The organism is Micromonospora cremea (assembly GCF_900143515.1).
In the GTDB taxonomy this organism is placed as follows: Bacteria; Actinomycetota; Actinomycetes; order Mycobacteriales; family Micromonosporaceae; genus Micromonospora; species Micromonospora cremea.
In genome coordinates this window covers 2031849-2058314 of sequence record NZ_FSQT01000002.1, presented here as the reverse complement: position 1 = coordinate 2058314, position 26466 = coordinate 2031849, and the positions used below count along the sequence as shown (strand labels likewise).

Below are 26466 nucleotides of genomic sequence, written 5' to 3'. Positions count from 1 at the left end.
TCTCAGCCTCCGATCGCGGACATCGGCCGGGTCGGCTGGAGGAAGGTGGGGTCGTCGATGCCGTGCCCGGCGCGCTTGCCCCACATCGCGGTGCGCCAGCGCCGGGCCAGGTCGTCGTCGTCGGCGCCGGCGCGTAGCGCGGCGCGCAGGTCGGACTCCTCGGTGGCGAAGAGGCAGGCGCGGACCTGGCCGTCGGCGGTCAGCCGGGTGCGGTCGCAGTCGCCGCAGAAGGGGCGGGTGACGCTGGCGATCACGCCGACCCGGGCGGGGCCGCCGTCGACCAGCCAGGTCTCCGCCGGCGCCGCGCCGCGTTCGGCCGGGTCGGGGCTGAGGTCGAAGCGGGTACGCAGGGAGGCGAGGATCTCCTCGGCGGTGACCATCGTGCTGCGGTTCCAGCCGTGCTGGGCGTCCAGTGGCATCTGCTCGATGATCCGCAGCTGGTAGTCGTGGTCGACGGCGAAGCGCAGCAGGGCCGGCGCCTCGTCCTCGTTGACGCCGCGCATCAGCACTGAATTGATCTTCACGGGGTTGAGCCCGGCGTCGGCGGCGCCGGCGAGCCCGGCGAGCACCGCGTCCAGCCGGGGGCGGCGGGTGAGCTGGGTGAAACGGTCAGGGTCCAGGGTGTCCAGCGAGACGTTCACCCGGTCGAGGCCGGCCGTGCGCAGCGCCGGGGCGAGCCGGTCCAGGCCGATGCCGTTGGTGGTGAGCGAGATCCGTGGGCGGGGCTCCAGCGCGGCGACCGCGGCCACGATGCCGACCAGCCCGGGGCGGATGAGTGGCTCGCCGCCGGTGAACCGCACCTCGGTCACGCCGAGTCGCTCGACGGCCACCCGGACCAACCGGACGATCTCCGCGTCGGTGAGCAGCTCGGGACCGGCCAGCCAGGGCAGCCCCTCGGCCGGCATGCAGTAGGTGCACCGCAGGTTGCACTTGTCGGTGAGGGACACACGTAGGTCCCGGGCGATCCGGCCGAACCGGTCGACGAGGACGCCGTCGGTCCGCGGGGCGACACTCACCTGTCGACCGTAGCGCGCTCGGGCCGGCCCAGGGCGGCGCGGGCGTTCTGGACGACCGCATCTCGGTATCCGGCGCCGAACAGCGCGGTGTGCACCAGCAGCAGGTGCAGTTGGTGCAGCGGCACCCGGTCGCGCCAGCCGTCGGGGAGCGGCCAGCTCTCCCGATAGGCGGCCAGGACCCGGTCCAGGTGCGGGATGCCGCCGAAGAGCGCCAGCTGGGCGAGATCCGTCTCCCGGTGCCCGCCGTGCGCCGCCGGGTCGACCAGCCAGGCCCGGTCGTCGGCGCCCCACAGCACGTTGCCCGGCCACAGGTCGCCGTGGATGCGGGCCGGCGGCTCATCGGCGCCGAACTCGCCGGCGCGGCCGATCACCTGCTCGACTAGCGCGGCGTCGTCGCTGCTCAGCGCGCCGCCGTCGACCGAGCGCCGCAGGTAGGGATCGAGTCGCCGCTCGGCGAACCACGTCGACCAGGGGCCGTCGTCGGTGGTGTTGTCCTGCCCGAGCGCTCCGATGAAACCGGGCCAGGTCGCACCGAAGGCCGGTGCGCCGGCCCGGTGGAGGTCGGCCAACTCCCGGCCGAAGCGCTCGGCCGCCTCCGGCGTCGGCTCGCCGGGCTCCACCCAGTCGAGCGCCAGCAGGTCGGGCAACGCCACGATCACCTCGGGTACGGCGACCGCACCGGACTCCCGCAGCCAGCGCAACCCGGCCGCCTCGGCGGCGAAGAAGCCCTCCGGCACCGGCCGGCCGGCCCGCTCGGGCCAGGACTTGGCGAAGACCGAGTGGCCGTCGTCCAGGGTGAGTCGGGCGGCGGCGCAGATGTCCCCACCGGCGACCGGCGTCTCCCTGATCCGCTGGTGGGTCAGAAACGTCGGCAGGTGTGCCGGGTGCGCGCGCAGATACGCCAGGTCCATCAGCGCACGGTAACCGCTCCCCACGACACAACGGCGCCGCCCGAACACATCGGGTCGGCCACCGGTACGACCTGTTGCTCTCCAGCACCTGGGGATAAGCGTTGACCAGGCACAACACGCGGAGTGACTGTGGATGAGCCGCGTGTCGTCCACAGGGGCGGCAAAGCCGGGGAAGCCCGGCGCAGGCTCCCGGCATGACCTCGACCGAACGCCCCCGGCTCGCCGTCCGCTCACCCGCCGACCTGCTCGCCGCCGTGCCGTATCTGCTCGGCTTCCACCCCGCCGACAGCGTGGTCGCGGTGGCGCTGCGCGGTCGGCGGATCATCTTCGCCGCCCGCGCGGACCTGCCCGACGCGTCGGCCGATCCGGTCGAGCGCGCCCGGCACCTGGCCGGGGTGATCCATCACCAGGGCGCGGAGGCCGCGACCGTGGTCGGCTACGGGCCGCCCGACCGGGTGACGCCGAGCGTGGACGCGGTGCGCCGCCCTGACCGGGGCCGGGTTGGAGGTGCTGGACGCGCTGCGGGTGACCGACGGCAGGTGGTGGTCCTATCTCTGCGCCGAGGCCGACTGCTGCCCGCCCGAGGGCCGGCGCTACGACCCGGCGGCCAACCAGGTGACCGCCTCGGCGGTCTTCGCCGGCCAGGTCGCGCTCCCCGACCGGGCCGCCCTCGTGGCGCAGGTGTCACCGGTGGACGGCCCGGCGCGGGACGCGCTGCGCGCGGCCACCGTCCGGGCCGAGCGGCGCCTGGCCGAGCTGGTCGAGCGGGCGCCCGCGAGCGACCTGCTCGGCGGCCGGGCGCTGCGCTCCGCCGGGGTGGCGGCGGTCCGCGAGGCGCAACGCCGGCAACGGCGCGGCGAACGGCTCGACGACGACGAGGTGGCCTGGCTGACCCTCCTGCTGACGCACCTGCCGATCCGCGACCACGCTTGGGAACGCACCGATGGTCGGGACCGCGACATCGCGCTCTGGACCGATGTTCTGCGCCGGGCCGAGTCGGAGCTGACCGCCGCACCGGGCGCGCTGCTGGCGTTCGCCGCCTGGCGCGCGGGGCAGGGGGCGCTGGCGGCGGTCGCGCTGGAGCGCACGCTGAGCCTGCACCCCGACTACTCGCTCGCCCTGCTCCTGGACGACCTGCTCCGGCGCGGCGTGCCTCCGTCCGAGCTGGACGGCTGGCCGTCGATCGGTCTGCCCGGCGTGGTCCGCCCCCGCAGGAGGAGCCGACGCGGCCGCCTGTGACCGGCATCGCACAGCGCTCACCTCCATGTGTCTGGCCGCCGCCTACGCGGGCACCGCCGACGAGGTCGGCGGCGCGCTGCTGACCCCGCTGATGACGGCACCGGTGGTACGCCTACTGCCGCTCGACGCCGATGACCTCCGAGCCACGGGCAAGCTGGCCCGCGCCGTCGACGGCGCTATCTCACTCGGTCACGCCGCCCGCGCGGCGCTCACGTACGGGGCGCACTACGCGACCGTGCAGCCCGGGGCGGCGGCGAAGGTCCTGCCGGCCGACTGGAGCATCCTCGAACTGGACTGACGAGCGGTTGCCTCTCCGGCGCCCGGACGGCTGGCAGTCGATCGGGACCTTCGGTGTGGTCCGAACGATGTACCCGTTTCTCCTGTCTGCGGCCGACTCGGCAGAGCAGGCGCCACCGGACAATCATCAGGTGCCCCTACCCGACGAATGCCACACATGAGCGTCGGACTGCTGTTTTCGCTCGCGGGCCTGGCCCTAGTCGACAGCACCAGCATCGGCACCCTCTTCATCCCGGTCTGGTTGCTGCTCGCGCCCGGGACGGTCAACGCCCGACGGATCCTCGTCTACCTCGGCACGATCGCCGTTTTCTACTTCGCCGTGGGGCTGTTGCTCGCCGTGGGCGGCAGCCGGCTGGCCGAGGTACTCGGCGGGGCGATTGACAACCGGCCGGTGCTCTGGGCGCAGCTCGTCCTCGGGATCGGGCTGTTCGCGCTCAGCTTCCGCTACGACGGCAAACGACGCCCGCGCGGCGGCGGTGTGCTGCGCTGGCGGGACCGGGTCACCGCCGGCGACTCCTCGGCGCGATGGCTGGTGGGGCTGGCGCTACTCGCCGCGCTCGCGGAGGTGGCGACGATGCTGCCGTACCTCGGCGCGGTCGGCCTGCTGACCACCTCCGAGCTCGGCGTGGCGGAGATCGTGGGGCTGCTCGCCGGCTACTGCCTGGTCATGGTGCTGCCGGCGGCGCTGCTGCTGGGGGCTCGGATGGCGTGGCCGAGTCTGGTCGAGCCGGTGCTGGTCCGGCTCAACGCCTGGATCGTGCGGCACTCCGGCGGCATGCTCGGCTGGATCCTCGGCATCGCCGGCTTCCTGCTGGCCCGTGACGCCGCGATCCGGCTGGGGCTGCTCGACTGACTGGTGGATCAGATGGTGACCCGTTCGGGACGGGCGTAGACGTTCATCGTGTTACCGCGCAGGAAGCCGACCAGCGTCATCCCCGCCTCGTCGGCCAGCTCGGCGGCGAGGGTGCTCGGCGCGGAGACCGCGGCCAGCAGTGGCACTCCGGCCATCCACGCCTTCTGGGTCAGTTCGAAGCTGGCCCGGCCGGAGACCAGCAGCAGGTGCCCGGCCAGCGGCAGCCGCCGTTCCCGCACCGCCCAGCCGATCACCTTGTCCACGGCGTTGTGTCGGCCCACGTCCTCCCGGAGCACCACCAGCTCCCCGGTGGGCGTGAACAGCCCCGCAGCGTGGAGCCCACCGGTCCGGTCGAAGCCGCGCTGGCCGGCGCGCAGCCGGTCCGGCAGCTCGGCGAGCAGGGCGGCCGGCACGGTGAGCGGGTCCGCCGCCACCGGGAACAGCGAACGGGTGCGGACCGCGTCGATGCTGGCCTTGCCGCAGACCCCGCAGGAGCTGGTCGTGTAGAAGTTCCGGGACGGGTCGGTGGTGGGCTCCGGCACCCCGGGGGCGAGCACCACGTCCACCACGTTGTACGTGTTCGGCGTCTCCGCGCCGGCGCAGAGCTGCGCGGTCTGCACGTCGTCGGTCGACCGGATCAGCCCCTCGGTCAGTAGGAAACCGATGGCCAGGTCCAAATCGTCCCCGGGGGTGCGCATGGTGACCGCGAGCGGCCGCCGCCGGCCCGGCCCGGCCGGGCCCACCCGGATCTCCAGCGGCTCCTCCACCGCCAGGCTGTCCGGACGGCGCACGGGCCCGCGCCCGTCGGCCGCCGCGTCCAGGTCGATCCGGAGTACGCCCCGTCGGTCAGTCGCCCGTCCCATCCCGCCATCCTGCACCCCGCGTCGGTACGCCCGCACGGCCACCGGGCATTGGCGCCGGCCGCCGACCGGATGCCAGCACGGCTACCGTGGCCGGATGGGGACGTACGCCGCGGTGGTGCTCGCCGGTGGGGCCGCCCGACGGATGGGCGGCGTGGACAAGCCGGCGCTCCCGGTCGGCGGCCGGTCGATGCGCGACCGGGTGCTGGCCGCCGTCGCCGATGCCGCGCCGCGGGTGCTGGTCGGTCCGGCAGGTGTAGTTCCGCCCGGCGTACGGGTGACCCGCGAGGATCCGCCCGGCGGGGGACCGGTCACCGCGGCGGCGGCCGGGCTGGCGCTGCTCGACCCGGCGACGAACCTGGTCGCGCTGCTCGCCGCCGACCTGCCGCTGCTCACCCGCGCCGCGATCGACGAGCTGCTGAGCCATCTGGCCCCGCTCCGCCACACCGGACCGGCCGCCTCGGCGAGCGGCTCCAGCGACGTCGGGCCGGAGCGGCTACCCGACGGGGCGTGCTTCGTCGACGCGGATGGGCGGCGGCAGTCGCTCTGCGGGGTGTGGCGGGTTGCCGCGCTGCGTGCCGGGCTGGACCGGCTGACGGCCGAGCGGGGCGGCAGCCTCGCCGGGGCTCCGGTCCGGGCGCTGCTGGCCGGCCTCGTCGTGCGCGAGGTGCCCTGGTCCGGTGACGGCCCGCCGCCCTGGTTCGACTGCGACACTGACGAGGACGTACGCCGGGCGGAGGAGTGGGCGCGATGACGGTGATGGACGACTGGGTGACGGCGGCCTGTGCCGAGCTGGACCTGGGCCCGGCCCAGGTGCCCGTGCCGGTGGTGCTGGACCTGGCCCGCGACGTCGCCCACCAGGTGTTGCGACCGGGTGCGCCGGTCTCCGCGTACCTGCTGGGGCTGGCGGTGGGCCGGGGCGCCGACCCGGCGGACGCCGCCGCCCGGCTCAGCGCTCTCGCGGCCACGTGGCCGGTCGAGTTGGGTGCCGATCCCGCCGATCCGTCGGCGGTCTGACCGCCGGGCGACCATCGGGGCGGGGGCTGCGGAGCGCCCGGACCAGGCAGCCTCCGCACGGATGAGAACCGTCGCGGATTCGTGCCGGGCCGTGCGGTTGTCCGATCCCGGTCCGGGCTGATTCGACGTCCGGACGGCGTGGGTAGGGTGATCGTGACGGACGGAGGCGATCATGACGGCTGACCACCCCTCGGCGCCGAACAATGAGCTGCCCGGCGGTACGGCCGAGCCGGCGGAATCGATCCTGCTCGACGAGCCGAGCACCACGGATCTGCGGGCCAAGGTGACGGAGGCGTGGCGGGAGTTCGCCCGCGCGCTCGCCGTCCGGCTGCGGGAGCTTCCCGCCGGCGCGCACCTCGAGCTGACCCTGGACCCCACCGCCTCCGGGACCGGGGACGCCGTCTATTCGATCAGCGTCGACGTGGCCGGCGACGGCGGGCTCTCCGCCCGGGCGGTCGGTAACGCCGCCCTGCCGGCGGGCTACCGGCTGGATCGCGCCGCCGTGGCGGACATGGTCGCGCTCGGTTGGTCCCCGCCCGGGGTGGTGGCCGGCTCCGGCGGCTCCTTCGGCTTGGACGGCACGACGGCGGAGGCGACCCGGATCGCGGCGCTGCTCTCCCGGACGCTGCGCGACGTCTACGGCGCCCCGCACCCGGCGTTCCTCGTCTACCTGGTGCACGACGCCGAGGGCGAGCCGTTGACCGTGGAGGCGCTGGGCACCGCGCGCAGCGAGTTCGGTCCGGACGCCGACGTCGAGGCCGACCTGGAGGAGGCACTGGCCGAGGCGGCCGCCGCGCAGGTCGAGCGGGACGACGTGCTCGACCTGGCGGAGCGGGTCCGCACCGTGGTCTCCACCATGCTGAAGTCCGACACCGACCGGTTGCAGATCGACTCGGATGGCGACATCACCATCCGCGCCGGTTCGGCGATGGTCTTCGTCCGGGTGCGGGACAACCCGCCTCTGGTGGACGTCTTCTCTCCGGTGCTCACCGAGGTGGAGCCGACCGAGCGGCTCTACGTCAAGCTCTCCGAGCTGACCAATCGGATGCCGATCGGCCGCCTCTACTGCGCCGACGACACGGTCTGGGCGTCCATCCCGGTCTTCGGCCGCAACTTCCAGGCCACCCACCTCATGCTGGCCGTGCAGGTGATGACGGGGCTCGCCGACGAGCTGGACGACCGGCTGCACGGCGAGTTCGGCGGCAAGCGGTTCTTTGGCGAGGGCGACAAGCCGGTCCGCCGCGACGAGTCCGAGCACCGCACCGGCATGTACCTCTGAGCCCGGTTTCAGGAGACGTCCAGCAGGGTCTTGCCGACCGTCGAGCGGGCCTCGATGGCGGCGTGCGCGTCGGCGGCCCGCTCCAGCGGGAAACGCTGCCCGATCAGTGGCCGCAGCCGGCCGGCCGCCGCCTCCGCCAGCGCCCGACCGGTGTACGCCCGCAGCCGCGCGGGCGGCACGTCCGGCCGGACCAGCGTGACCTGCCGTGCGGTGGCGGCCTCCGCGGACACCGGTGACCACTGGCCGCTGGCCAGCCCGAAGCTGACCATGCGGCCACCCGGGGCCAGCAGCTCGAACGCCGTCTGGGCGACCGGCCCGCCGACACCGTCGAGCACCACGTCGATCCCACCCACCGCGTCCCGGATCCGGTCGGCCCAGCCCGGCGCGCGGTAGTCGACCGCCAGATCGGCACCCAGTCCGGGCAGCAGGTCCACCTTGCGTGGCCCGCCGGCCACGCCGATCACCCGCGCACCGGCCTGGGCCGCGAGCTGCACGAGCAGGCTGCCCACCCCGCCCGCCGCGGCCTCCACCAGCACCCGGTCTCCAGGGCGGACGCCGACCGCCTCGATCAGCATCGTGGCGGTACGTCCGTCGGCCAGCAGCGCGACCGCCGCGTCCAGCGCCAGCCCGGCCGGGACCTCGATCGGCGCGGACGCCTCCACCGCCGCTCGTTCGGCGTATCCGCCGGAGCCGCCCGTGGCGCTGACCACTCGCCGCCCGGTCAGCCCGGGGTCGACGTCCGGCCCGACGGCGGCGATCACCCCGCCGACGCCGTTGCCGGGAATCAGCGGTGGGGTGACCCGGAACGGCCCGGGGCGACCGGAGCGCTGCTGCGTCTCGACGAAGGTGATGTTCGCGTACGCGACGTCGATCAGCACCTGGCCGGGGCCGGGCGTCGGGTCGGGTGCCGGGCTGGGCACGAGCACCTCGGGCCCGCCGAATTCACGTAACCAGACCGCCCGCATGGAATCCCCCTCGGCCACGGTGGGCGTCGTGCCCACCACTGTGCCGTCAGTTCATCTGCTCAACCGGGCTTGAGGTCAAGGGCGGGTGGGGCCCGGAAACCCCGAGAACCAGGCCCCACCCGCCGGGGAGGGAGGGTCAAGCTGCGGTGGCCGGCGGTTGGGAAGGGGCCACCGCGGTTGGACGGGGCCCCAGTCGTTCCCGTTCCCATCGATCGTCCCGTTCCAGATCTCCGACCCGGGCAGCCGTGAGCGGCCGAGCGGGTCCGGTCAGCGGGTGGAGGGGCCGACGCCGGGGGATTCGACCAGCCGGGAGAGCACGATGGTGCTGCGGGTGGAGGTCACGAAGGACTCGGCGCGTAGCCGCTCCAGCGCCGCCTCCAGGTGGGCGATGTCGGCGGCGCGCAGGTGCACCAGTGCGTCCGCCTCGCCGGAGACGGTGTACGCGCCGACCACTTCCGGGTGCCGGCGGGCCGCCACACCGATCTGTGCCGGGGTGGTTCGGCCGGCACAGAACAGCTCGACGAACGCCTCGGTGGTCCAGCCGACGGCCGCCGGATCAACCACCGCCGTGAATCCCCTGATCACGCCGGTGGCGCGCAATCTGTCGACCCGGCGCTTGACCGCCGGGGCGGAGAGTGACACCCGGGTGCCGATGTCGGCGTACGACGCGCGGGCGTCGGCGACGAGCAACGCAATGATCCGCTGGTCTACCGCGTCTATCTGCAACGTTCCGCCTCTGGGAAGCAATGGTTGTGGCTGTTACCAAAGTTCAACGGTACCTACTCTTGGTGAACGTGAACCAGCAGCGAGTCCCGCGAAAGCGGACATATCTCATGTGCTCGCCCGAGCACTTCGCGGTGGAGTACGCGATCAATCCGTGGATGGACGTGACCACCCCGGTCGACCGGGAACTGGCCGTCAAGCAGTGGGACCGGCTGCGCGACACGCTGGTCGGCCTCGGCCACGAGGTGCATCTGCTCACCCCCGAGCGTGGCCTGCCCGACATGGTGTACGCCGCCAACGGCGCCTTCGTGGTGGACGGCAGCGTCTACGGCGCGCGGTTCAAGCATGAGCAGCGGGCCGCCGAGGCCGCCCTGCACCATGCCTTCTACGAGTCGCAGGCCTGGCGGTTCATCGCCCCGAGCGAGACCAACGAGGGCGAGGGTGACTTCGCGTACGTGCCGGAGGCGCACGGCGGGCTCATCCTGGCCGGGCACGGCTTCCGCACCGAGATCCCGGCGCACGCCGAGGCGCAGGAGGCGCTGGGCCGGCCGGTGGTGTCGCTGCGCCTGATCGACCCCCGCTTCTACCACCTGGACGTGGCGCTCGCCTCCATCGACGACTCGAACATCGTCTACTTCCCCGGCGCCTTCTCCGCGGCCAGCCAGCGGGTGCTCACCCAGCTCTTCCCGGACGCGGTGATCGCCGACGACGAGGACGCGATGGCCTTCGGGCTCAACCTGGTCAGCGACGGCGCGAACGTGGTGCTCAACAGTGAGGCCACCCGGTTGGCCGGCAAGCTCAAGGCCGCCGGCTATACCCCGGTCCCGGTCGATTTGGCCGAGCTGAAGAAGGGCGGCGGCAGCGTGAAGTGCTGCATCGCCGAACTCCGGCACTGACCGGAAACCGCCGCGTACGTCGGGGGCCGGCCTCCCTTTCGGGAGACCGGCCCCTGACCTTGCTCCTGGTGGGCGCTCAGCCCAGCGTGGCCAGCTCGTTGATCAGCACGTTCGACATGACCTGACCGTCGCGCTGTACCTCGCGCAGGTACCACTTCTGCTGCGGGGTGCGCGGCTGGTTGAACTGCCAGATGCCGCGCGGGCTGTCGATCTGGCCGATCTTGCCCAGCGCCAGGTTGACCTGCTGGGGGGTGGGTGATCCGCCGGTCAGCTGGATCGCCTGGTCGAGCACCTGCGCCGCGTCATACGACGCCATCGCGTAGGTGGTCGGCGTGACCTGATACTTCTTGCGGTAGGCCGAGGCGAAGACCCGGTTGGACGTGTTGTTCAGGTCGGCCGAGTAGTTCAGCGCGGTCTGGATGCCGAGCGCGTCCTTGTCCATGCTCTCCAGCACGGCGCCCTCGGTGAGGAAGCCGGGTGCGTACACCGGCCCGGAGAACTGGTCACGCAGCTGCTTGATGAACTCCACCGCCGCCGTGCCGGCGTAGAAGCAGACGACCGCCGTCGGCTTCTTGGTCAGCGCCCTGCGGATGTCCGCGACGTACGTGTTCTTCCCGGGGTTGGGGGTGGGGTTGGTGTTGGTCACCGGGTCGCCGATCCGCGGGTCGCTGGCGCCGAACTCCTGCCGGAAGCCCCGCACCACGTCCGGGCTGCCGACGTTCTCCGGCATGATGATCGCGATGCGGCCGTTCGACGGCAGCTGGTCGCGCAGGTAGCGGCCCAGCGCACGGCCGGCCTCGTCCAGCACGTAGGACGTCCGCCAGATGTAGAAGACGCTCTGCAGGCTGCTCGGCGAGGCGTTGGAGCCGATCAGCGGGACGCGGGCCTGCTCGACGGTGTCCCGGATGCCGACCATCACCGCCGAGTTGACCACGCCGGTGAGCGCCAGCACGCCCTGCTTGAGCAGGTCGTCGACGGCGGCCTTGCCGGTCTTGGCGGTCTCACCCTCGTCGGCGGTCAGCAGCTCCACCGGGTGCCCGCCCAGCCGCTGGCCGTGCAGGTCGAGGAAGAGCTGGAAGCCGTTGGTGATGTCGTCACCGATGCTCTTGAAGCCGCCGGCCTGCGGCGTGATCAGACCGATCTTGATTGGGCCCCGGTCGGCGGTCGACTGGTCGTCGGTGTCGGAGCCGCACGCGGCGGCGAATCCGGTCGTACCGAGCGCGGCCAACAGCTGGAGCGCCCGCCTGCGATTCATCTGCGACACCGAGTTCCTTCCCAAAAGCGTTGCAGGGCAGAACGCCGCCCCTCCGGCGTTCTACCTGCTCCGCGACGCTGCGTCAATGGCTAGTGATCATCGTGCAGGGACCGCAACATAACGAGGACCTGGGGCCAGGTCGGGGACTCCGGGTCGATCAGCCCGAAATGCTCGCATCCGGGCAGCTCGACAAGGGAGATATCGGATCCTGCGGCACGTGCCGTTGCGACGAAGTCCCGGCTCATCGTCACCGGCACCTGCTGGTCCGCCGAGCCATGCATCACTACTGTCCGTGTCCGAGTCGGTACCAACGACCGTGGATCGGTCGCCGCGTACCGGTCCGGCACCTGCGCCGGGCCGCCGCCGAGCAGCGCGGCCACCGCGCCCGAGTCCAGATCCTGCCGGTACGCCTCGGCCAGGTCGGCCACCGGTGCCAGGGCGAGCACGCCGCCCACCGTCGCGGGTGCGGTGGCCGCCGCGTACAGCGCCAGGTGGCCCCCGGCGGAGTGACCGATCAGGATCGGGGCGGCCCGGGTCACGCGGCCGGGCAGCGCCTCGGCGGCCAGCGCGGGCAGCTCGGCGACCCCGGTCAGCACGTCGGTCATGGTGCCCGGCCAGCCGCCGCCCGGCTGCCCGGTGCGCCGGTACTCCAGCTGCGCGACCGGGTGGCCGGCGGAGGCGAGCGCGGCCGCCAGCGGCCCGGTGTGGCGCCGGTCGTACTCGGCCCGCCAGAAGCCGCCGTGCACCACCACGACCAGCGGTCGCGCCGGGCCGGCGCCGGCCGGCTGCCGTAGGTCGGCCACCTGGTCGGGGTGGTCGCCGTACGCCACGGTCCGATCGGGCTCCGGGGCGGGCCGGGTCAGCACGGCGCGCGGGTCGGCAGGCATGGCGCGACGGTAGCGCGCCCCGCCCGGGTGGTTCGGGCCCGGGAGTCGGTCCCGGGCGGCATGGGTTGCGCCCGCTGGGTAAAGATGGACCCCATGACCGAAGCGCACTCCGCTGCACAGAACGACGAGCCCGACCGCGACGACTCCGGCCACTCCGGCACCGTGGTGGTGGTCGGCCCGGACGGCCGGCCGATCGGCACGGTGCAGACCGAGGAGGGGCAGGGCGAGGACCCGACCCGCCTGGTCGAGCAGCCGGCCAAGGTGATGCGGATCGGCAGCATGATCAAGCAGTTGCTGGAGGAGGTCAAGGCCGCCCCACTGGACGACGCCAGCCGCAACCGGATGCGCGAGATCCACGAGCGGTCCATCGTCGAGCTCAAGGACGGCCTCGCGCCCGAGCTGCGCGACGAGTTGGAGCGGATCTCGCTGCCCTTCACCGAGGACCAGGCCCCGAGCGAGAGCGAGCTGCGGATCGCGCACGCCCAGCTCGTCGGTTGGCTGGAGGGCCTGTTCCACGGCATCCAGGCGGCCCTGGTCGCCCAGCAGATGGCCGCCCGGGTCCAGCTGGAGCAGATGCGCGGCGGCCGGCAGGCGCTGCCCAGCGGTCCCGGGGGGATCGTGCCGGGGATGCCGGGCGTCGGCCAGCCGGCCGGTGGCGAGGGGCACAACACCGGCCAGTACCTCTGACCGTCGGGCTCCGGCCCGGTCAGCCCACCCCGAAGATCTTCTCCAGGTACGCCGCCACGCCGTCCTCGGTGTTCGCCGCCGTCACCTCGTCGGCGACCGCCAGGACGGCGCGGTGCGCGTTGGCCACCGCCACGCCACGCCCGGCCCAGCTCAGCATGGGTACGTCGTTGGGCATGTCGCCGAAGGCCAGCACATCCGCCGCCGCCACGCCGAGCCGGTCGCAGTACCAGTCGAGCCCGGCCGCCTTGGTCACCCCGGCCGCGGAGATCTCCACCAGCCCGGAGTTCGACGAGTGCGTCGCCTCGGCCAGGCCGGCCACCGCCGCGGCGACCAGTTCGACGAAGGCGTCCGGGTCCTGTTCGCCGGCCCGCACGAGCAGCTTCACCGCCGGTACGGACAGCAGCTCCTCCGGCGTCCGTACCAGGCGGATCGCCTCGTGGTCGGCGTCCCAGCGCAGCGGGTACCGCCCCTCGTGGCGCATCTCCCGGCTGTCCAGGATCTCCACGGCGAAGGCGATGCCGGGGACCTCGGCACGCAGCCGCTCGGCCACCTCGGCCAGGTGCTGCGGGGCGAGCGGGTCGGCGCGCAGCACCTCGTCGCGTACCGGGTCGTAGACCACGGCGCCGTTGGCGCAGACCGCCGGCAGCGGCTCGGCCAGCTGGTCGTACACCAGCTTCAGCCAGCGGACCGGACGGCCGGTGACCAGCACGACCGGTGTGCCCTGCCCGGAAATCCGGGCGAGCACGCTGGCGGTGCGCGCGCTGACCGTGTGGTCGTCGCGGATCAACGTGCCGTCGATGTCGGTGGCGATGAGCCGGGGTGTCTCTCCCATCACCGGGACAGTAGTCGGTCCAGGTACACCGCCACTCCGTCGTCGTCGTTGCGCAGGGTCACCTCGTCGGCGGCGGCACGGACGGCGGGGTGCGCGTTGGCCACCGCCACCCGGGACCAGCCGGCCCACTCGAACATCGGCAGGTCGTTGGGCATGTCACCGAAGACCAGCACGTCGGCGGGGTCGACCCCGAGGGTCTGCGCGACCACGGTCAGCCCCGTCGCCTTGTCCACCCCGGGCGGGCAGATCTCGATGAAGCCGAGTCCGGCCTGGGTGAGTGTGGCGACCTGCGGCGGAACGATCCGGCGGGCCACGGCCAGCAGTTCGTCCACGTGGTGGTCGCCGGTCCGGGCGAAGGCCTTGATCACATCACCGGAGAGGCATTCCGCGCGGGTACGCGCCTCGAACCTGTCCGGGTAGGGCCAGCTCGCGTGGTAGTCGCCCCAGAGCGGGGCGTCGTGCTCGTCGGACGCCTCGACCATGACGGTCAGCGGACCGACCTCGGCCTCCAGCTCGGCGAGCAGCCGGGCCAGCACCTCGCCGGCCAGTCGCTCCTCACGGAGCACCACCGGGCCGGTCGGGTCGCTCTGGTCGACCACCCACCCGCCGCCGGCCATCACCAGGAAGTCGGCGGCCCGGATGTCGTTGCGGGTCAGCTCGGTCAGCCGCGGTCCGCGCCCGGTCGCGCCGACCACCGGAATGCCGGCGGCCCGCACCCGGTCGAGCACCCCATGGGTGTACGCGGAAACGGTGTCGTCGCTGCGAACCAACGTCCCGTCAAGGTCGGTCGCGATCAGCTTGGGTAGTCCCGGGCGGGTCATCGTTCCTCCTTCGCCCGCCGCCGTCGCAGCCTGCCATGCGGTACTGGGGCCGAGACCCGGCGTGACGGCGGGCAGCAACCGTACCTCGCGGAACAGGTCCCAACCATGGCTTCCCGGCGAATCGGACGCCAACGCGCGGGGCCCTGCCGGTGTCCATGGATCGCAGGTCAGACGGTGCGAGCAGAGCACCCGATCGCGCCTCCGGCGCGGCTCAGGCCGGGGGTTCGGGGCGGGCGAACGGGACGGCCGGGGCGACGGTCAGGTCGGCCGGCGCGGGCAGGTCGTCCTCGTCGACGGGATCGCGGTCCCGACGGCGGCGCCAGCCCCATCCCGCCGCATCGTCCCCGGCCCGGTCGTCCTCCATCGGCCCGGCCGGTGCGCCGATCGGAGCGGCCGCTGCCAGCCGCAGCGCGAGACCGAGCAGCACGCAGGCGACGAACGCCATCACCAGGCCGCGACCGTACTCGACCTCGAAACCGTCCTGCGGGGAGAAGTAGACGCTGCGCTGACCGGGGTCGTCGAGCGTGCCCGTGGCAGCGGCCAGCAGCGCCAGCAGTGCACCGGTGAGGGTGAGCCCGGCCACCCGGGCGTTCGGCCGGACGGCCGCCGTGCCCCGCAACGCCAGCGCGACGGCGCAGACCAGGCCGAGCAGCCCGACCAGGTAACCGACGCCCAGGCCGCCAACCTCGGAAATCCCGACGGGCACCTCGATCGTCGTGTTTCCCTCCGGGCCGCTGTTCGGCAGGGTCATCACGAGCCACTCCCCGACCAGCGAGGCGACCCCGGCCACCGCGCCGAGCCCGGCGAGCAGCAGAGGCACCCGGGGGTCGCGGGTGAAACCGGCCAGGGATCGGCCGAACCGGCGCGGCCGGCTCGGATCGTCGGCACCCCACTCCAACACGGCCGGGGCATCCGACCGGTCGCCTTGCCGGGGGATCGGCAGCTCCTCGGACATCGGCCATCCTTCCGCCGGTCACGGGCCTGCGTCGAATCATGGCACAGCCGGCGGGTGGTGACCGGAATCGCAGGGCGGGCATGGGCGCAGGCCGGTCGCTCGCCGGCCGCCTTTCCGCTAGCGTTCTGGTCATGCCTATCCGTACCGCTTCCGCACAATGGCAGGGCAATCTCACCGAGGGGTCGGGCACCGTCCGCACCGGTAAGGGCGGCCTGTCGGGCAAATACTCCTTCAAGTCGCGCTTCGAAGAGGGCGAGGGCACCAACCCCGAGGAGCTGATCGCCGCCGCGCACTCCGCCTGCTTCTCGATGGCGTTCTCGAAGGCTCTCGCCGACGCCGGCTCGACGCCCACCTCGGTCGAGACCACCGCCAAGGTCCACCTGGACAAGACCGACACCGGGATGACCGTGACCCGGATCGACCTGGAGACCGTCGGCCAGGTGCCGGGCATCGACGACGCGGAGTTCCAGAAGCTCGCCGAGGCCGCCAAGGCCAACTGCCCGATCTCCCGTCTGCTGTCGCCGGGCGCCGAGATCACCCTCACCGCCCGCCTGGCCTCCTGAGCCGACCGACCCGCACGCCGCACGTTCACGGACAGGGTCTCCGCCCGCTCCCGGGCGGCCGCTCTCTCCGTGAACGCGCGGATCCCGCCAGGGCCGCTCATCGTGACCCGTCGGCCGGCACGGGGTCGGGCAGAATGGGTGGGGTGCCGGTGGAGATGACTCGCGAACGCTTCGAGGAGCTGGTCGGCGACGCCCTCGACGAGGTGCCCGAGGAACTGCTCGGCCTGATGAGCAACGTGGTGATCCTGGTCGAGGACGACCCCCCGCCGGGCGAGCCCGACCTGCTGGGCCTATACGAGGGGCACGCGCTCACCGACCGGGGCTGGGACTACTCGGGCGTTCTGCCGGACCGGATCCTCATCTACCGCCGCCCGATCCTGCGGATCTGCGACAACGACGAGGACGTCGTCGACGAGGTGGCGGTGACCGTGGTGCACGAGATCGCCCACCACTTCGGCATCGACGACGCGCGTCTGCACGCGCTGGGCTGGGGCTGAGCCCCGCCGGTCGCCACCCGCCCGACCCGCCGCGCCACTCGGCTGATGGCCCGTGGTTGCCCTGGTCGCCTACCGTCGGTGCAGCGACCGCGACCTTTTCAGGAGGCACCTTTCATGCGCAGCGAGCTGTTCTCCGCGGAGAATCTGGAGAAGGAGTCCGCACAGCCCGGCATGCGGCTGCAGAACTCCAAGATGTTGAAGATCGAGCTCAACGGCGAGGCGATGGCCCGGGTCGGGTCGATGGTCGCCTACCAGGGGCAGGTGCAGTTCCAGGCGCTTGGCTCGGGCGGGCTCGGCAAGTTCCTCAAGCAGAAGCTCACCGGCGAGGGCGTCCCGCTCATGAAGGTCTCCGGCCAGGGGGACGTCTTCCTCGCCGAGCTGGCCAAGGACGTGCACATCATCGACCTGGAGCCGGGCGACTCGCTCTCCATCAACGGCTCCAGCGTGCTCGCCTTCGACTCCACCCTCCAGTACGACATCAGGATGGTCGGCGGCGCCGGGATGGCTTCGTCGTCCGGCCTGTTCAACTGCGTGTTCACCGGCTACGGCCGGATCGCCATCACCACCAGGGGCACGCCGGTGGTGCTGAACGTGGACGCCCCGACGTACGTCGACCCACAGGCCGCGGTCTGCTGGTCGGCCAACCTCCAGACCGGCTACCACCGGGCCGAGCAGCTCGGCCTCGGCACGCTCCTCGGCCGTCGCACCGGCGAGTCCTTCACGATGAGCTTCGCCGGCCAGGGCTTCGTGGTCGTACAGCCTTCCGAGGAGCCGCCGATCATGGGTAGCGGCACGCAGCAGCAGGAGGGTGGCCTGCTCGGCGGTCTGCTGAGCTGACCACGAGGTGCCGGCGCTCCCGGTCCCGGGTGCGCCGGCGCCGTCCGGTCAGCTCAATTCGCCGCTGCGCAGCCGGGCCAGCCAGGCCGCCGCGTCGGCGTAGTCGACGTCGGAGAGGCCGGCCGGCGCCGGCACCGGCCGTTCGCCCGCCGCCTCGGCCCAACGGTGCCGGGGGTACGAGCCCAGGAAGCGGACGTCGGCGCAGACCCGACGTAGGCCCTGCAACGCCTCGCCGAGCCGCACGTCGGCCACGTGCCCCGTGCAGTCCAGGAAGAAGACGTACCGGCCCAGCGCCTCGCCGGTCGGGCGGGACTCGATCCGGGTCAGGTTGACTCCCCGCACGGCCAGCTCCATCAGCACCGACAACAGCGCGCCGACCCGGTCGTGGGCGATGTAGACCGCGAGTGAGGTGAGGTCGTCGCCGGTCGGCGGCGGGGGCGGCCCGGGACGGGAGACGAGCGCGAACCGGGTCACCGCGTCGGGATGGTCGGCGATCTTGTCGGCGAGCACCGCGAGGCGGTGTCGGGCCGCGCCGATCGGCGCGCAGATCGCGGCGTCGTACTCGCCCGCCCCGGCGCCGGCGGCGGCCGCACCGTTGGAGAGCACGTCGACCACCACCGCGTCGGGCAGGTGGTCGCGCAGCCAGCCCCGGCACTGGGTGGACGCCTGCGGGTGGGCCGCCACGGTGCGGACCGAGGTCAGGGGGGTGCCCGGCCGGGCACCGAGCACGAACTCCACCGGCAGGATCACCTCCCGGGTGATCACCAGCGGCTCGCCCTCGGCCATCTCGTCGAGGGTGACACCGACCGCGCCGCCGATCGAGTTTTCCAGCGGCACCAGCGCGGCGTCGGCGTCCCCGGCCCGAACGCTGTCCAGCGCCTCGCCGACGCTGCGGGCGGGCGTACGGTTGCCGCGCTCGGCGGCGGGGACGGTGCGCAGCGCCTGCTCGGCGAAGGTGCCCTCCGGGCCGAGGTAAACGAAGCGCGTCGGCGGTGTTCCTGGCATGCCGACCAGCCTACGCACCCGGCCCGACGACCGGCCCGGCGTCGCAGGCGAGCGCCCGGATCCCAACCGGACCGGCGGCCCGTACCTCGATGGTGCACACGTCGGTGCCGGCGGTGACCAGCACCGGCGCGGCGGCCCGACCCCGGGTGACGACCTGGAGTTCCTCGTGCCCGGTCACCTCCAGCACGGTGAACTGCCAGTCGGCGGCGCAGAGTGGCCCGGTGCGGACCCGGACGCGGACGCTGTCCGGAAGCACGCCGGCCCGACCGCGCAGCAGTTGCACCACCCGCTGCCCGGTCGGCCCGTTCCGGCAGGCCGTCGCGACCAGTCCGGCGTCCGGGGTGGCCGTCGCGGTGCCGACCGGCGGGGTGACGGGCGCGGCGCTGGGGGTGCCGGTCGGGCCGGGTGTCGTCGGGGCTCCGGTTCCGGTCGGCGCGTCGGACGGCTGCCGCAACCCGGGTGGGGCGCCGCAGCCCGTCAGCACCCCGATGGCGAGCAGCGCGATCGCCGCCCGCAGGACCCGGGTCGTGGGTAGCGCGCGGCTCGCCACCGGGTCGCGGACAGCCGCCGGATCGGGGGTCGCCGGTAGGGCGTGGGTCGTCGCCCGCGGTGGGGTGGACGCGCGGCGGGGCGGGGTGAACGGCACGGGCCGATCCTCGGGACATCGGAGAACGTCGTCGTGGCCGGGGTGGCCGAGCCCATCGTAGGGGGAGCGGCCGGCCGGGTGAAGCTCAGCCGAGGATGCGGTGCCCGGCACGCTCCAGCGCGGCCGTGCCCTCGGTCAACCGCACGGCCGGCACCAGCAGGTAGTCGGTATCGAAGGTGGAGAACGTGACCACGCTGACCCGGGCCTCCGCGAGCGGGTCGACAAGCGCGGCCAGGGTGTTGGTGCCGGGCACGTCCACCGGGCTGGCGACCCGCAGGCAGCGCCAGACGGTCTCCACGACGGCCTGCGCGGGGGCCCGCTCGGTCGGGCAGATCACCGAGATCCCGTCGGCGGTCCAGCTCACGGTGACCACGTCGGCGTGGCCCAGCCCGCTCGACAACGCGTGCGGCAGGGTGGAGCCGGCGGCCAACCGGCACACGGCGTACTCCCCTGGCAGCAGAGCGATATCGAGCATGAGGGCACCTTACGGCCTCGGTGCCGACCCGTCCCAGCATCGCCGCGTGCGGCGAACGACACACTCCGTCGCAGGTCAGACCTCGGAGAAAAAGGTGAGCGAGCCGGCTACGGCGCCGTCGGCGAGCACCGGGGTGGAGATCGCGTCGACGGTCGCGTCGGAGCTGTCCGCCGAGGCCGCCTGCACCCGGAGCAGACCGCGGGCGAGCCGGCCGGACGAGAGCGCCAGCAGGGGCGGGATCTTGTCGATCTCGGCCTCGGTCAGCTCGCCCCGGTTGGCGGTGAAGTCGAGCAGGCGCAGCCCGCCATCGAGCAGCGGCCGCCCGATCAGATCGTCCGGCTCGCCCAGGCAGAGCAGCTCGCAGCCGGCCGTGGAAATCGCAATCACCCGGGTTTCGGCGTCGATCAGCAGGCACGGCTCATCGGCCCGGCTGACCGTCGAGGACCACTGGCCGAAGTTGTCGGACTCCGGCTCTGTCGAGGCCCGCGCCGTCGGCACGAACACTTCCGAGAGCGAGAGTTCGACGTGGGCCACCGAGCCTCCTATGTACACCGACGGACTGTCCACGCTAGCGGGTCGCCGACGGAACCACCGAGCGCACCGGGCCGCACTGCCTGAGCCGGGGCGGCCAGCGACGGCGCGGGAGCCGGTGGATTGGACGGGGGACCGGAGCCGCGTGGCGTCGCCGGTGACGTTACCGGCGGTTGGCCGGCTTGTCAGCGGCCGTTCGGCCCTCGTCATACCACCGGTAGTCGGCGGTTGGACGGTAGGTGCCGTTCAGCCAGGTGCCGGGGTGCTGCGCGACCCGGGACAGCTTCTCGGCCGTGGCGGGGCTGATCCGGCTGCCGCCGGCCACGAGGAGCCGGTCCAGCTCCCGGTGCGTGGCCATCAGACAGTCCTTCGGCAGGCCGTAGACGCTGATCACGCCGGAGCCGACGAAGGTCAGCACCGGCGTCACCGGCACGGGCAGCTGCACCGCGGCGGAGAGGGCCTTGCTGGCCCGCTTGGCGTCCCGGCGGGCCTCCGCCACGTACGGCGGTCGCTTGCCGTTGATCTGCACGACGTCCCCCGCGACGAGCACGCGGGCCCGGCCGTGGTCGGCGATGGTCACCGCGAACAGGCCGCTCGGCCCGATGGCGAGGAACCCGGCGCGCTCGTCCTGGCCACGGTCGAGCAGGACGTCGGCCACGTCGGTGCGGGGCCACTCGATGACGTGCCAGGCAGGCCCGAGATGGTCGAGCTGGCCCAGGGCCCGTGCTCCGGCCGCCTCCAGCCTCCGGGCGCCCCGCTCGGCCCGACGACGGCGGGCCCATTCGAGCGGTGTCGGACGGACGGGTGCGAGAGCACCCGGCGACTCGACGCGGGGATGGGGCACCGCGACGGGCGGCAGTGCCCGGGCGGGCGGTACGGCTCGTCGTGCGGGAAAGACAGTCATCGCGACCTCCGGCAAAAGGTCCCTCGAAGTTATGTCCCCACTACCCTACGTTGACACTCCCCGTGTTCGGCAAGCCGGAACGCCGGAGTGACTGTGGATGAATGCCATATTCATCCACAGTTCTTTTCTCGGATGCCGCCAAACCCTGCCCTACGCTGCGAGGGTGACCCACTACGTCGACAGCGAAGTCGGCCGGCTCGGCACCGTACTGCTGCACCGGCCCGGCCCGGAACTGGCCCGGCTCACCCCCCGCAACAACGACTCACTCCTGTTCGACGCGATCCCCTGGGTCGGCCGCGCCCAGGAGGAACACGACGCGTTCGCCGCCGCGCTGCGCGAGCGCGGCGTCGAGGTGCTCTACCTGGCCACCCTGCTGGCCGAGACGCTGGCCGTCGCGGACGCCCGGGCCGAACTCACCGAGCAGGTGCTGCGCTCGCGCCGGCTCGGCGACACCCTGCGCGCCCGGGTCGCCGACCACCTCTCCTACCTGGACCCGGTCGCGCTGGCCGACGTGCTCATCGCCGGGCTGGCGCACGAGGAACTGCGGATCAGCTCGGAACGGCCGGGCGGCCTGGTCTACACCCTGATGGACCGGCACGACTTCGTCATCGACCCGCTGCCCAACCTGCTCTTCACCCGCGACTCGTCGCTGTGGATCGGCGACCGGGTCGGAGTGACCAGCCTGGCCATGCCGGCCCGCCGCCGGGAGACCACCCTCACCGACGCCATCTACCGCCATCACCCGCGCTTCGCCGGCACCGAGTTCGTCTACAGCCCGCACCTTGAGCACCTGGAGGGCGGGGACGTGCTGCTGGTCGCCCCCGGGGTGCTCGCGGTCGGGGTGGGTGAGCGGACCACCCCGGCCGGTGCGGAACGCCTCGGCCGGCAGGTCTTCGCCGCCGGGCTGGCCCACACCATCCTGGTGGTGCCGATCGCCCAGGAGCGCGCCACCATGCACCTGGACACCGTCTGCACGATGGTCGACGTGGACGCCGTGCTGATGTATCCCAACGTCGCCAGCACGCTCTCCGCGTACACCGTGATCGCTGGCGCGGACGGCGAGGACCCGCGGGTGGACGGACCCGCGCCCTTCCTGCGGGCCGCCGCTGACGCGATGGACCTCGACCAGCTCCGGGTCATCGACACCGGGCTCGACCCGGTCACGGCGGAACGCGAGCAGTGGGACGACGGCAACAACACCCTCGCCCTGGCACCCCGGCTCTGCGTCGGCTACGAGCGCAACACCGAGACCAACGCCCAGCTGGAGCGGGCCGGCATCGAGGTGATCCCGATCGCCGGCTCGGAGCTGGGCTCCGGCCGGGGCGGCCCGCGCTGCATGTCCTGCCCGATCACCCGCGACCCGCTGCCCGTCGCCGGGTGAACGGGCCGGCCGCGCTCAGCGGAGGGTGAGCTGGCGACCGAGCAGCCCCTGACGGGCCCGCCGGCCGGCGGCGTCCAGCGGGTCGGTGGCGGCGAGCGCCTCGGCGTACCGCTTGGCGAACTGCGCCACCGGGTCCTCCCAGTCGGCCGCCGGAGTCTCCTCCGGCAGGTCCCAGACCGGCACCAGCCGACCGTGCGCGCGGAACATGCCGGCGAACCGGGTCTGCTCGCCGAGCGGCAGTGTGCCAGCCGCGCCGAGCCGGGCCAGCGCGTCGAGGGCGCTGTCCTCCTCGTCCGGCAGCACCCAGCGCACGTGCGCCTTCTCCGGGACCTGGCACCAGTACGCGGCCTTCGCCGCGGTCAGCCGCACCGTCGGGTAGATGGCCGCGTTCGCCCGCTCCAGCGACGCCTGCACGGTCGGGTCGTCCGTGGCGCCGGGGTCGAGCCAGAACTCGAACCCGTCGTGCATGGTGATCTCCAGTGGGCCGTCCACCAGGACGTCCTGCAGCCGGGGGCCGGGGCCGGGCAGCGGCGGTACGGCCACCTGGCCGCCCGGCTCGGTCCGCAGCGCGCAGAGCAGCGCCTCGGCCAGGTCCCGGGAGACGTCGCCGGACTGCTGGTGTCGTTGCAGACCGATCAGCACCCGGCCATCCGGCTTGGTGATGGCCGGGGCGGCCATCGGCAGCACCGTGGCCAACGTGACCGGCCGGTCCCCGAACTCCTCGACAAGGGTGGGCGCCAGTCGCAGCGGCGCGGACGCGGCGGGCACCAGCTCGCGCAGCGCGATCCATTCGGGCTCGTCGACCAACCCCTCGAACGGTCGGGGCACGAAGATGTCTCGCACCTTGTCCCGACGGGGGGCGGTGTCCGCGGCGACGCGCTGGCTCTTTCGACGCTTGCTCACGGCGTCACAGCCTAGAGGCCCGACCGGCTCGTCGTGGGCGGGACCCGCCCCGAGACGTCGCTCAGCCCGCCGGCACCAGGTCGGGCCGGGGTGCCGGGGCCGGTTCGAACTCCGCCCAGACGCGCTGGCCCAGACCGTCCCGCTCGACGCCCCACCGGGTGGCCAGGCCGGCCACGATGTGCAGCCCTCGGCCATCCGCCGCGTCGGGGTTGGCCGTCCGGATCCGTGGCCCGGTGCCCGCGCCGCCATCGGTCACCCGCAGCTGGATCCGCGGACCGTCGGCGGAGGGCCGCAACCGCCAGGCCACCCGGACCACCCCGCCGGGCAGCGGTCGGGCGTGCCGCACCGCGTTGCCCACCAGCTCGGCGAGCACCGCGATCAGGTCCGCGAGGAGCGTCGGGGGTACGACGTCCGCCAGGTCGTCGGCGAGCCGGTGCCGGGCCAGCCGTGCCCCGGTGGGATGGTGGGGGACCACCACGCACCATGCCCGTTCCTTCGCTGCCACCGTCGCCTCCACGTCACGCCACCGCCGGTCAACCGCGCGGCAGCCGCACCTCTGCGACCGTACCGCCGCCGGCCCTCGGACGTAGGGATACCCATCCATTCTGCTGTTCAACGATCCGGCGGACGAGATAGAGTCCGAGCCCCGCTCCCGGGTAGCCGCGCCGGTCGCCGGACTCGCCCTGCCAGAACCGATCGAACGCCCGCTCCACGTGCTCCGGGCGGATGCCGATGCCCCGGTCGCTGACCCGGAACGCGACCAGCTGACCATCGACCGCGGCGGTGATCTCGATCGGCGCGTTCGGGGCCGAGTACTTGCCGGCGTTGGTCGTCAGCTCGGTCAGCACGGTGACCAGGCTGGGCCGGTGGCCGAGGGCCTTGGGCAGGTCGGCCGGGAGGCGGAGCACCAGTCGGCGGCGCAGCTCCGCCGGCAGGTCGACGACCGCGGCGCGCAGCGCCTCGCCGAGGTCGAACGGGGTGGGCGGGTCGTCCCCCGGCCCCGCCTCGGCGGCCGAGGAGAGCAGTCGGTCGACCAGCCGGGCCAGCTCGTTGGCGCGCTGCCCGATCACCCGGGCGGCCTGCCTCCGGTCGGACTCGATCAACGAATCCCAGTGGTCGGTGAGGGTGTCCGCGTACCCCTTGATCACGGTGACCGGGGTGCGCAGCTCATGGCTGGTCACCGCGACGAACAGCTCGCGGTCGTGGTCCCGGCGCTGCTGGTCGGTGATGTCGCGGAAGGTGACCACCCGCAGCGTGCCCGGGCCGGGCAGCTCGCCGGAGGTGATCCGCAGCCAGCGCCCGTCCGGCAGACGGTGGTCGCGGACCTGGCCGGACGGCGGCAGTGGAAACGGCAGCGGACGGCTCAGAGCCTGCTCGGCCGTCCGGCCGGTGACCTGGGCGGCGGCCGGGTTCCAGAGTCGGACGTGCCCGTCCCGGTCGACCACGGCCAGCCCGTCGGCGAGTGCCGCCACCACCGGCCCGTCGCCGTGCACGGGCAACCCGGTCTGGTCGCCGTACATGTGCGCTATGCAGGAGGCGAGGTAGGCGACCACCCCCTGCTGCTCGGCGCTCGGCTCCTCGTCGCTCCGGTAGAGCGCGTGCAGGCTGCCGACGATGTGACCGCCGATCTCGGCCCGGGAGACCGCCATCCGTCGCAGGCCGCAGCCGGCCAGCTCGTCGGCGAGCTTGCCGCTGAGGTGGGCGACCCGGGCCTGGCGGACCCGGGCGCCGGAGAGCAGGCAGACAGTGTCCGGGTCGTCGGCCCCCAGCGGGCGGCCGAGGATCCACTCCGCCGCCCCCGTCGCGGCGATCACCCGGCCACCGGTCGGGCCGAACTCGGCGAACGCCATGCCGGCCGCGCCGAGCGCCGGCTGGGCCACCCGTAGCAGCTGGGTGAGGACCGGCAGGCCGGCGTCGCCAGAGTTGATCATCTCGATCACGACGGTGTGGCCGGCGATGAGAGCGGGGAAGTCGATACGCTCCGGCATGTGCCGAGTCTGCCCCGCCGACCCGGATTTCGGCACCCCTGCCCGGTCGGTGCCGGTCAGCGATCTAGCCGGGCCAGGGCGTGCGCGGGCCGATCGGTGATGATCCCGTCCACCCCGGCGGCCAGGACCAGCTCCAGGTCCGCCGGGTCGTTGACCGTCCAGACGTACACCTCGTTGCCGGCCGCACGCAGCGCGGGCAGCAGTTGCGGGCGAGCCCGGACCAGGCCGATGCCCGGCCCGGCGATGCGGGCGCCGAACGGCAGCCGGCCCAGGGAGAGCCAGCGCGGCAGCACCTCCAGCAACAGCACCGTGGGCAGCGTCGGGGCCAGCTCGCGGACCCGTCGCACCGCCAGCGGGGAGAATGACATGACGGTGACCTGGACCGGGTCGTCCGGCGCCGGGTCGGCCAGCCCGTACCGGCGCAGCAGGTTGACCAGCCGCCGCTCCACGTTCGAGCCGTAACGGGACGGGTGCTTCGTCTCCACCAGCAACCGGACCGGGCGGCCGGCGGCCAGCACCGCGTCCAGCAGCCGGGCCAGGGTCAGCAGCCGGGTGTGCGACTCGTCGGGCGGTACGTCACCGCTCGGGGCGCTGCCGGGATGCCACGAGCCGAAGTCCAGCATCTCCAGCTCGGCGAGCGTCCGCGCGCTGACCAGGCCGCGACCGTTGCTGGTGCGGTCCAGTCGCCGGTCGTGCACGCAGACCAGATGCCCGTCCCGGGTCAGCCGGACGTCGCACTCCAGACCGTCGGCGCCCTCATCGAGGGCACGCAGGTAGGCGGCGAGGGTGTGTTCCGGAAGGTCGTACGAGGCGCCGCGGTGCGCGAAGACCAGAGGTCCGCCCATCCCGGCCGCCTTCAGATGACCTGGCCGGGCTGCCCGTTGGCGTCGACCACCGGGCGGCCGACGGCGGCCCACTGGCGCATCCCGCCGTCGGCGTTGCGCACCTGCTCCCAGCCGTTGTTCACCAGGTAGGCGACGACCTGGGCGGAGCGCCCGCCGGAGCGGCAGATGACCGCCACGTCCCGGTCGGTCGGCACTTCGGCCAGCCGCCTCGGCAGCTCCATCATCGGCAGGTGGTGGGCGCCGGGAGCGTGGCCGGCCGCCCACTCATCGTCTTCCCGCACATCCAGCAGGTAGGTGTCGTCGGCGATCTCGGTCACGGGCACGGTGGGAACCTGGGGTCCGAACACAGGTACCAACACTAGATCCTCATCGGCCGGATCGGCATCGACCCGGCCGTC

At 73.3% G+C, this 26466-nt stretch carries 31 protein-coding genes and 1 pseudogene; 12 read left to right on the top strand and 20 right to left on the bottom strand.

The annotated features are described in order from the left end of the window. Positions 1 to 2 precede the first annotated feature (2 nt). A complete protein-coding gene (gene moaA / locus BUS84_RS23000) occupies positions 3 to 1016 on the bottom strand; it encodes a GTP 3',8-cyclase MoaA (protein ID WP_074315479.1) in 1014 nt (337 codons plus the stop codon). Then, on the bottom strand, positions 1013 to 1927 hold the full coding sequence (locus BUS84_RS22995; RefSeq protein ID WP_074319031.1) for a fructosamine kinase family protein: 915 nt from the start codon (positions 1925 to 1927) through the stop codon (positions 1013 to 1015). The genes moaA and BUS84_RS22995 overlap by 4 nt, the downstream gene beginning before the upstream one ends. Before the next feature lie 194 nt (positions 1928 to 2121). Here BUS84_RS22995 and BUS84_RS22990 point away from each other — a divergent pair. The 3 genes and pseudogenes from BUS84_RS22990 (at position 2122) to BUS84_RS22980 (ending at position 4316) form a co-directional block, all read left to right on the top strand. Further along, positions 2122 to 3166, top strand: a pseudogene (locus tag BUS84_RS22990) (DUF4192 domain-containing protein). Positions 3167 to 3191: 25 nt separating this feature from the next. Continuing rightward, the gene (locus tag BUS84_RS22985) at positions 3192 to 3464 is read left to right on the top strand and encodes a hypothetical protein (protein ID WP_074315477.1); all 273 of its coding nucleotides are present in this window, start codon (positions 3192 to 3194) and stop codon (positions 3462 to 3464) included. 156 nt (positions 3465 to 3620) lie between these two features. Next, complete coding sequence (locus tag BUS84_RS22980; protein WP_074315475.1) at positions 3621 to 4316, top strand: GAP family protein; 696 nt, start codon at positions 3621 to 3623, stop codon at positions 4314 to 4316. Between the two features lie 8 nt (positions 4317 to 4324). On the opposite strand, the gene fdhD is transcribed toward BUS84_RS22980, so the two are convergent. Further along, on the bottom strand, positions 4325 to 5179 hold the full coding sequence (fdhD, locus tag BUS84_RS22975) for a formate dehydrogenase accessory sulfurtransferase FdhD (RefSeq protein WP_074315473.1): 855 nt from the start codon (positions 5177 to 5179) through the stop codon (positions 4325 to 4327). 94 nt (positions 5180 to 5273) lie between these two features. Between fdhD and mobA the strand changes: the two genes are divergently transcribed. The 3 genes from mobA (at position 5274) to BUS84_RS22960 (ending at position 7472) form a co-directional block, all read left to right on the top strand. Then, complete coding sequence (gene mobA, locus BUS84_RS22970) at positions 5274 to 5930, top strand: molybdenum cofactor guanylyltransferase (protein ID WP_074315471.1); 657 nt, start codon at positions 5274 to 5276, stop codon at positions 5928 to 5930. Further along, positions 5927 to 6193, top strand: coding sequence for a DUF6457 domain-containing protein (locus BUS84_RS22965; RefSeq protein ID WP_074319030.1), 267 nt, complete (start codon positions 5927 to 5929; stop codon positions 6191 to 6193). Before mobA ends, BUS84_RS22965 begins: the two co-directional genes overlap by 4 nt. A 172-nt stretch (positions 6194 to 6365) precedes the next feature. Next, the gene (locus tag BUS84_RS22960) at positions 6366 to 7472 is read left to right on the top strand and encodes a T3SS (YopN, CesT) and YbjN peptide-binding chaperone 1 (protein WP_074315469.1); all 1107 of its coding nucleotides are present in this window, start codon (positions 6366 to 6368) and stop codon (positions 7470 to 7472) included. 8 nt (positions 7473 to 7480) lie between these two features. On the opposite strand, the gene BUS84_RS22955 is transcribed toward BUS84_RS22960, so the two are convergent. Beyond that, a complete protein-coding gene (locus tag BUS84_RS22955; protein WP_074319029.1) occupies positions 7481 to 8437 on the bottom strand; it encodes a zinc-binding dehydrogenase in 957 nt (318 codons plus the stop codon). 267 nt (positions 8438 to 8704) lie between these two features. After that, entirely contained in the window at positions 8705 to 9163 is a 459-nt protein-coding gene (locus BUS84_RS22950; protein WP_074315467.1) for an Lrp/AsnC family transcriptional regulator, read from the bottom strand. Positions 9164 to 9222: 59 nt separating this feature from the next. Here BUS84_RS22950 and ddaH point away from each other — a divergent pair, with 59 nt between their 5' ends. Continuing rightward, complete coding sequence (gene ddaH, locus BUS84_RS22945) at positions 9223 to 10056, top strand: dimethylargininase (protein ID WP_342198510.1); 834 nt, start codon at positions 9223 to 9225, stop codon at positions 10054 to 10056. Positions 10057 to 10132: 76 nt separating this feature from the next. Here the strand turns inward: ddaH and BUS84_RS22940 are convergent, their stop codons facing one another. Together BUS84_RS22940 and BUS84_RS22935 are read right to left on the bottom strand one after the other, a co-directional pair. Next, entirely contained in the window at positions 10133 to 11320 is a 1188-nt protein-coding gene (locus tag BUS84_RS22940) for an ABC transporter substrate-binding protein (protein ID WP_074315464.1), read from the bottom strand. Between the two features lie 80 nt (positions 11321 to 11400). Then, entirely contained in the window at positions 11401 to 12198 is a 798-nt protein-coding gene (locus BUS84_RS22935; RefSeq protein ID WP_074315462.1) for an alpha/beta hydrolase family protein, read from the bottom strand. Positions 12199 to 12282: 84 nt separating this feature from the next. Between BUS84_RS22935 and BUS84_RS22930 the strand changes: the two genes are divergently transcribed. Next, a complete protein-coding gene (locus BUS84_RS22930) occupies positions 12283 to 12885 on the top strand; it encodes a bacterial proteasome activator family protein (protein ID WP_074315460.1) in 603 nt (200 codons plus the stop codon). 19 nt (positions 12886 to 12904) lie between these two features. Here BUS84_RS22930 and BUS84_RS22925 read toward each other — a convergent pair whose 3' ends face one another. The 3 genes from BUS84_RS22925 to BUS84_RS22915 all read right to left on the bottom strand — a co-directional run bounded on the left by BUS84_RS22925 (position 12905) and on the right by BUS84_RS22915 (position 15493). After that, a complete protein-coding gene (locus BUS84_RS22925) occupies positions 12905 to 13717 on the bottom strand; it encodes an HAD family hydrolase (protein WP_074315458.1) in 813 nt (270 codons plus the stop codon). Then, positions 13717 to 14538: an HAD family hydrolase gene (locus BUS84_RS22920; protein ID WP_074315456.1), complete on the bottom strand. Its 822-nt coding sequence runs from the start codon at positions 14536 to 14538 to the stop codon at positions 13717 to 13719. Before BUS84_RS22920 ends, BUS84_RS22925 begins: the two co-directional genes overlap by 1 nt. A 211-nt stretch (positions 14539 to 14749) precedes the next feature. Next, on the bottom strand, positions 14750 to 15493 hold the full coding sequence (locus tag BUS84_RS22915) for a hypothetical protein (RefSeq protein ID WP_074315455.1): 744 nt from the start codon (positions 15491 to 15493) through the stop codon (positions 14750 to 14752). Between the two features lie 131 nt (positions 15494 to 15624). On the opposite strand from BUS84_RS22915, the gene BUS84_RS22910 reads away from it, so the two are divergent. The 3 genes from BUS84_RS22910 to BUS84_RS22900 all read left to right on the top strand — a co-directional run bounded on the left by BUS84_RS22910 (position 15625) and on the right by BUS84_RS22900 (position 17390). After that, positions 15625 to 16056, top strand: coding sequence for an OsmC family protein (locus tag BUS84_RS22910; RefSeq protein ID WP_074315453.1), 432 nt, complete (start codon positions 15625 to 15627; stop codon positions 16054 to 16056). 149 nt (positions 16057 to 16205) lie between these two features. After that, on the top strand, positions 16206 to 16553 hold the full coding sequence (locus BUS84_RS22905; protein WP_208869721.1) for a metallopeptidase family protein: 348 nt from the start codon (positions 16206 to 16208) through the stop codon (positions 16551 to 16553). 114 nt (positions 16554 to 16667) lie between these two features. Then, the gene (locus BUS84_RS22900; RefSeq protein WP_074315451.1) at positions 16668 to 17390 is read left to right on the top strand and encodes an AIM24 family protein; all 723 of its coding nucleotides are present in this window, start codon (positions 16668 to 16670) and stop codon (positions 17388 to 17390) included. Between the two features lie 48 nt (positions 17391 to 17438). Here BUS84_RS22900 and pheA read toward each other — a convergent pair whose 3' ends face one another. The 5 genes from pheA to BUS84_RS22875 form a co-directional block, all read right to left on the bottom strand. Further along, entirely contained in the window at positions 17439 to 18395 is a 957-nt protein-coding gene (gene pheA, locus BUS84_RS22895; RefSeq protein WP_074315449.1) for a prephenate dehydratase, read from the bottom strand. A gap of 10 nt (positions 18396 to 18405) precedes the next feature. After that, positions 18406 to 18900, bottom strand: a complete 495-nt coding sequence (locus BUS84_RS22890; protein WP_425293501.1) for a hypothetical protein — start codon at positions 18898 to 18900, stop codon at positions 18406 to 18408. Positions 18901 to 19126: 226 nt separating this feature from the next. Further along, positions 19127 to 19516 carry an ACT domain-containing protein gene (locus BUS84_RS22885; protein ID WP_074315447.1) on the bottom strand — a complete coding sequence of 130 codons (390 nt, stop codon included), beginning with the start codon at positions 19514 to 19516 and terminating at the stop codon, positions 19127 to 19129. 75 nt (positions 19517 to 19591) lie between these two features. Beyond that, on the bottom strand, positions 19592 to 20050 hold the full coding sequence (locus BUS84_RS22880; RefSeq protein ID WP_074315445.1) for a hypothetical protein: 459 nt from the start codon (positions 20048 to 20050) through the stop codon (positions 19592 to 19594). A gap of 160 nt (positions 20051 to 20210) precedes the next feature. Then, positions 20211 to 20951 carry a hypothetical protein gene (locus BUS84_RS22875; protein ID WP_074319026.1) on the bottom strand — a complete coding sequence of 247 codons (741 nt, stop codon included), beginning with the start codon at positions 20949 to 20951 and terminating at the stop codon, positions 20211 to 20213. A gap of 163 nt (positions 20952 to 21114) precedes the next feature. Here BUS84_RS22875 and BUS84_RS22870 point away from each other — a divergent pair, with 163 nt between their 5' ends. Then, positions 21115 to 22332: an arginine deiminase gene (locus BUS84_RS22870; protein ID WP_074315443.1), complete on the top strand. Its 1218-nt coding sequence runs from the start codon at positions 21115 to 21117 to the stop codon at positions 22330 to 22332. A gap of 15 nt (positions 22333 to 22347) precedes the next feature. On the opposite strand, the gene BUS84_RS22865 is transcribed toward BUS84_RS22870, so the two are convergent. The 5 genes from BUS84_RS22865 to BUS84_RS22845 all read right to left on the bottom strand — a co-directional run bounded on the left by BUS84_RS22865 (position 22348) and on the right by BUS84_RS22845 (position 26415). Next, on the bottom strand, positions 22348 to 23235 hold the full coding sequence (locus tag BUS84_RS22865) for a DUF5926 family protein (RefSeq protein WP_074315441.1): 888 nt from the start codon (positions 23233 to 23235) through the stop codon (positions 22348 to 22350). A 61-nt stretch (positions 23236 to 23296) separates the two neighbouring features. Next, positions 23297 to 23713 (bottom strand): ATP-binding protein, encoded by a 417-nt coding sequence (locus BUS84_RS22860; protein ID WP_244298892.1) that lies wholly within the window; start codon positions 23711 to 23713, stop codon positions 23297 to 23299. A gap of 55 nt (positions 23714 to 23768) precedes the next feature. Continuing rightward, on the bottom strand, positions 23769 to 25223 hold the full coding sequence (locus BUS84_RS22855) for a PAS domain-containing sensor histidine kinase (RefSeq protein WP_074315437.1): 1455 nt from the start codon (positions 25221 to 25223) through the stop codon (positions 23769 to 23771). Between the two features lie 56 nt (positions 25224 to 25279). Then, positions 25280 to 26068, bottom strand: coding sequence for a glycerophosphodiester phosphodiesterase (locus BUS84_RS22850; RefSeq protein ID WP_074315435.1), 789 nt, complete (start codon positions 26066 to 26068; stop codon positions 25280 to 25282). A gap of 11 nt (positions 26069 to 26079) precedes the next feature. Further along, positions 26080 to 26415, bottom strand: a complete 336-nt coding sequence (locus BUS84_RS22845; protein ID WP_074315433.1) for a rhodanese-like domain-containing protein — start codon at positions 26413 to 26415, stop codon at positions 26080 to 26082. Positions 26416 to 26466 lie beyond the last annotated feature (51 nt).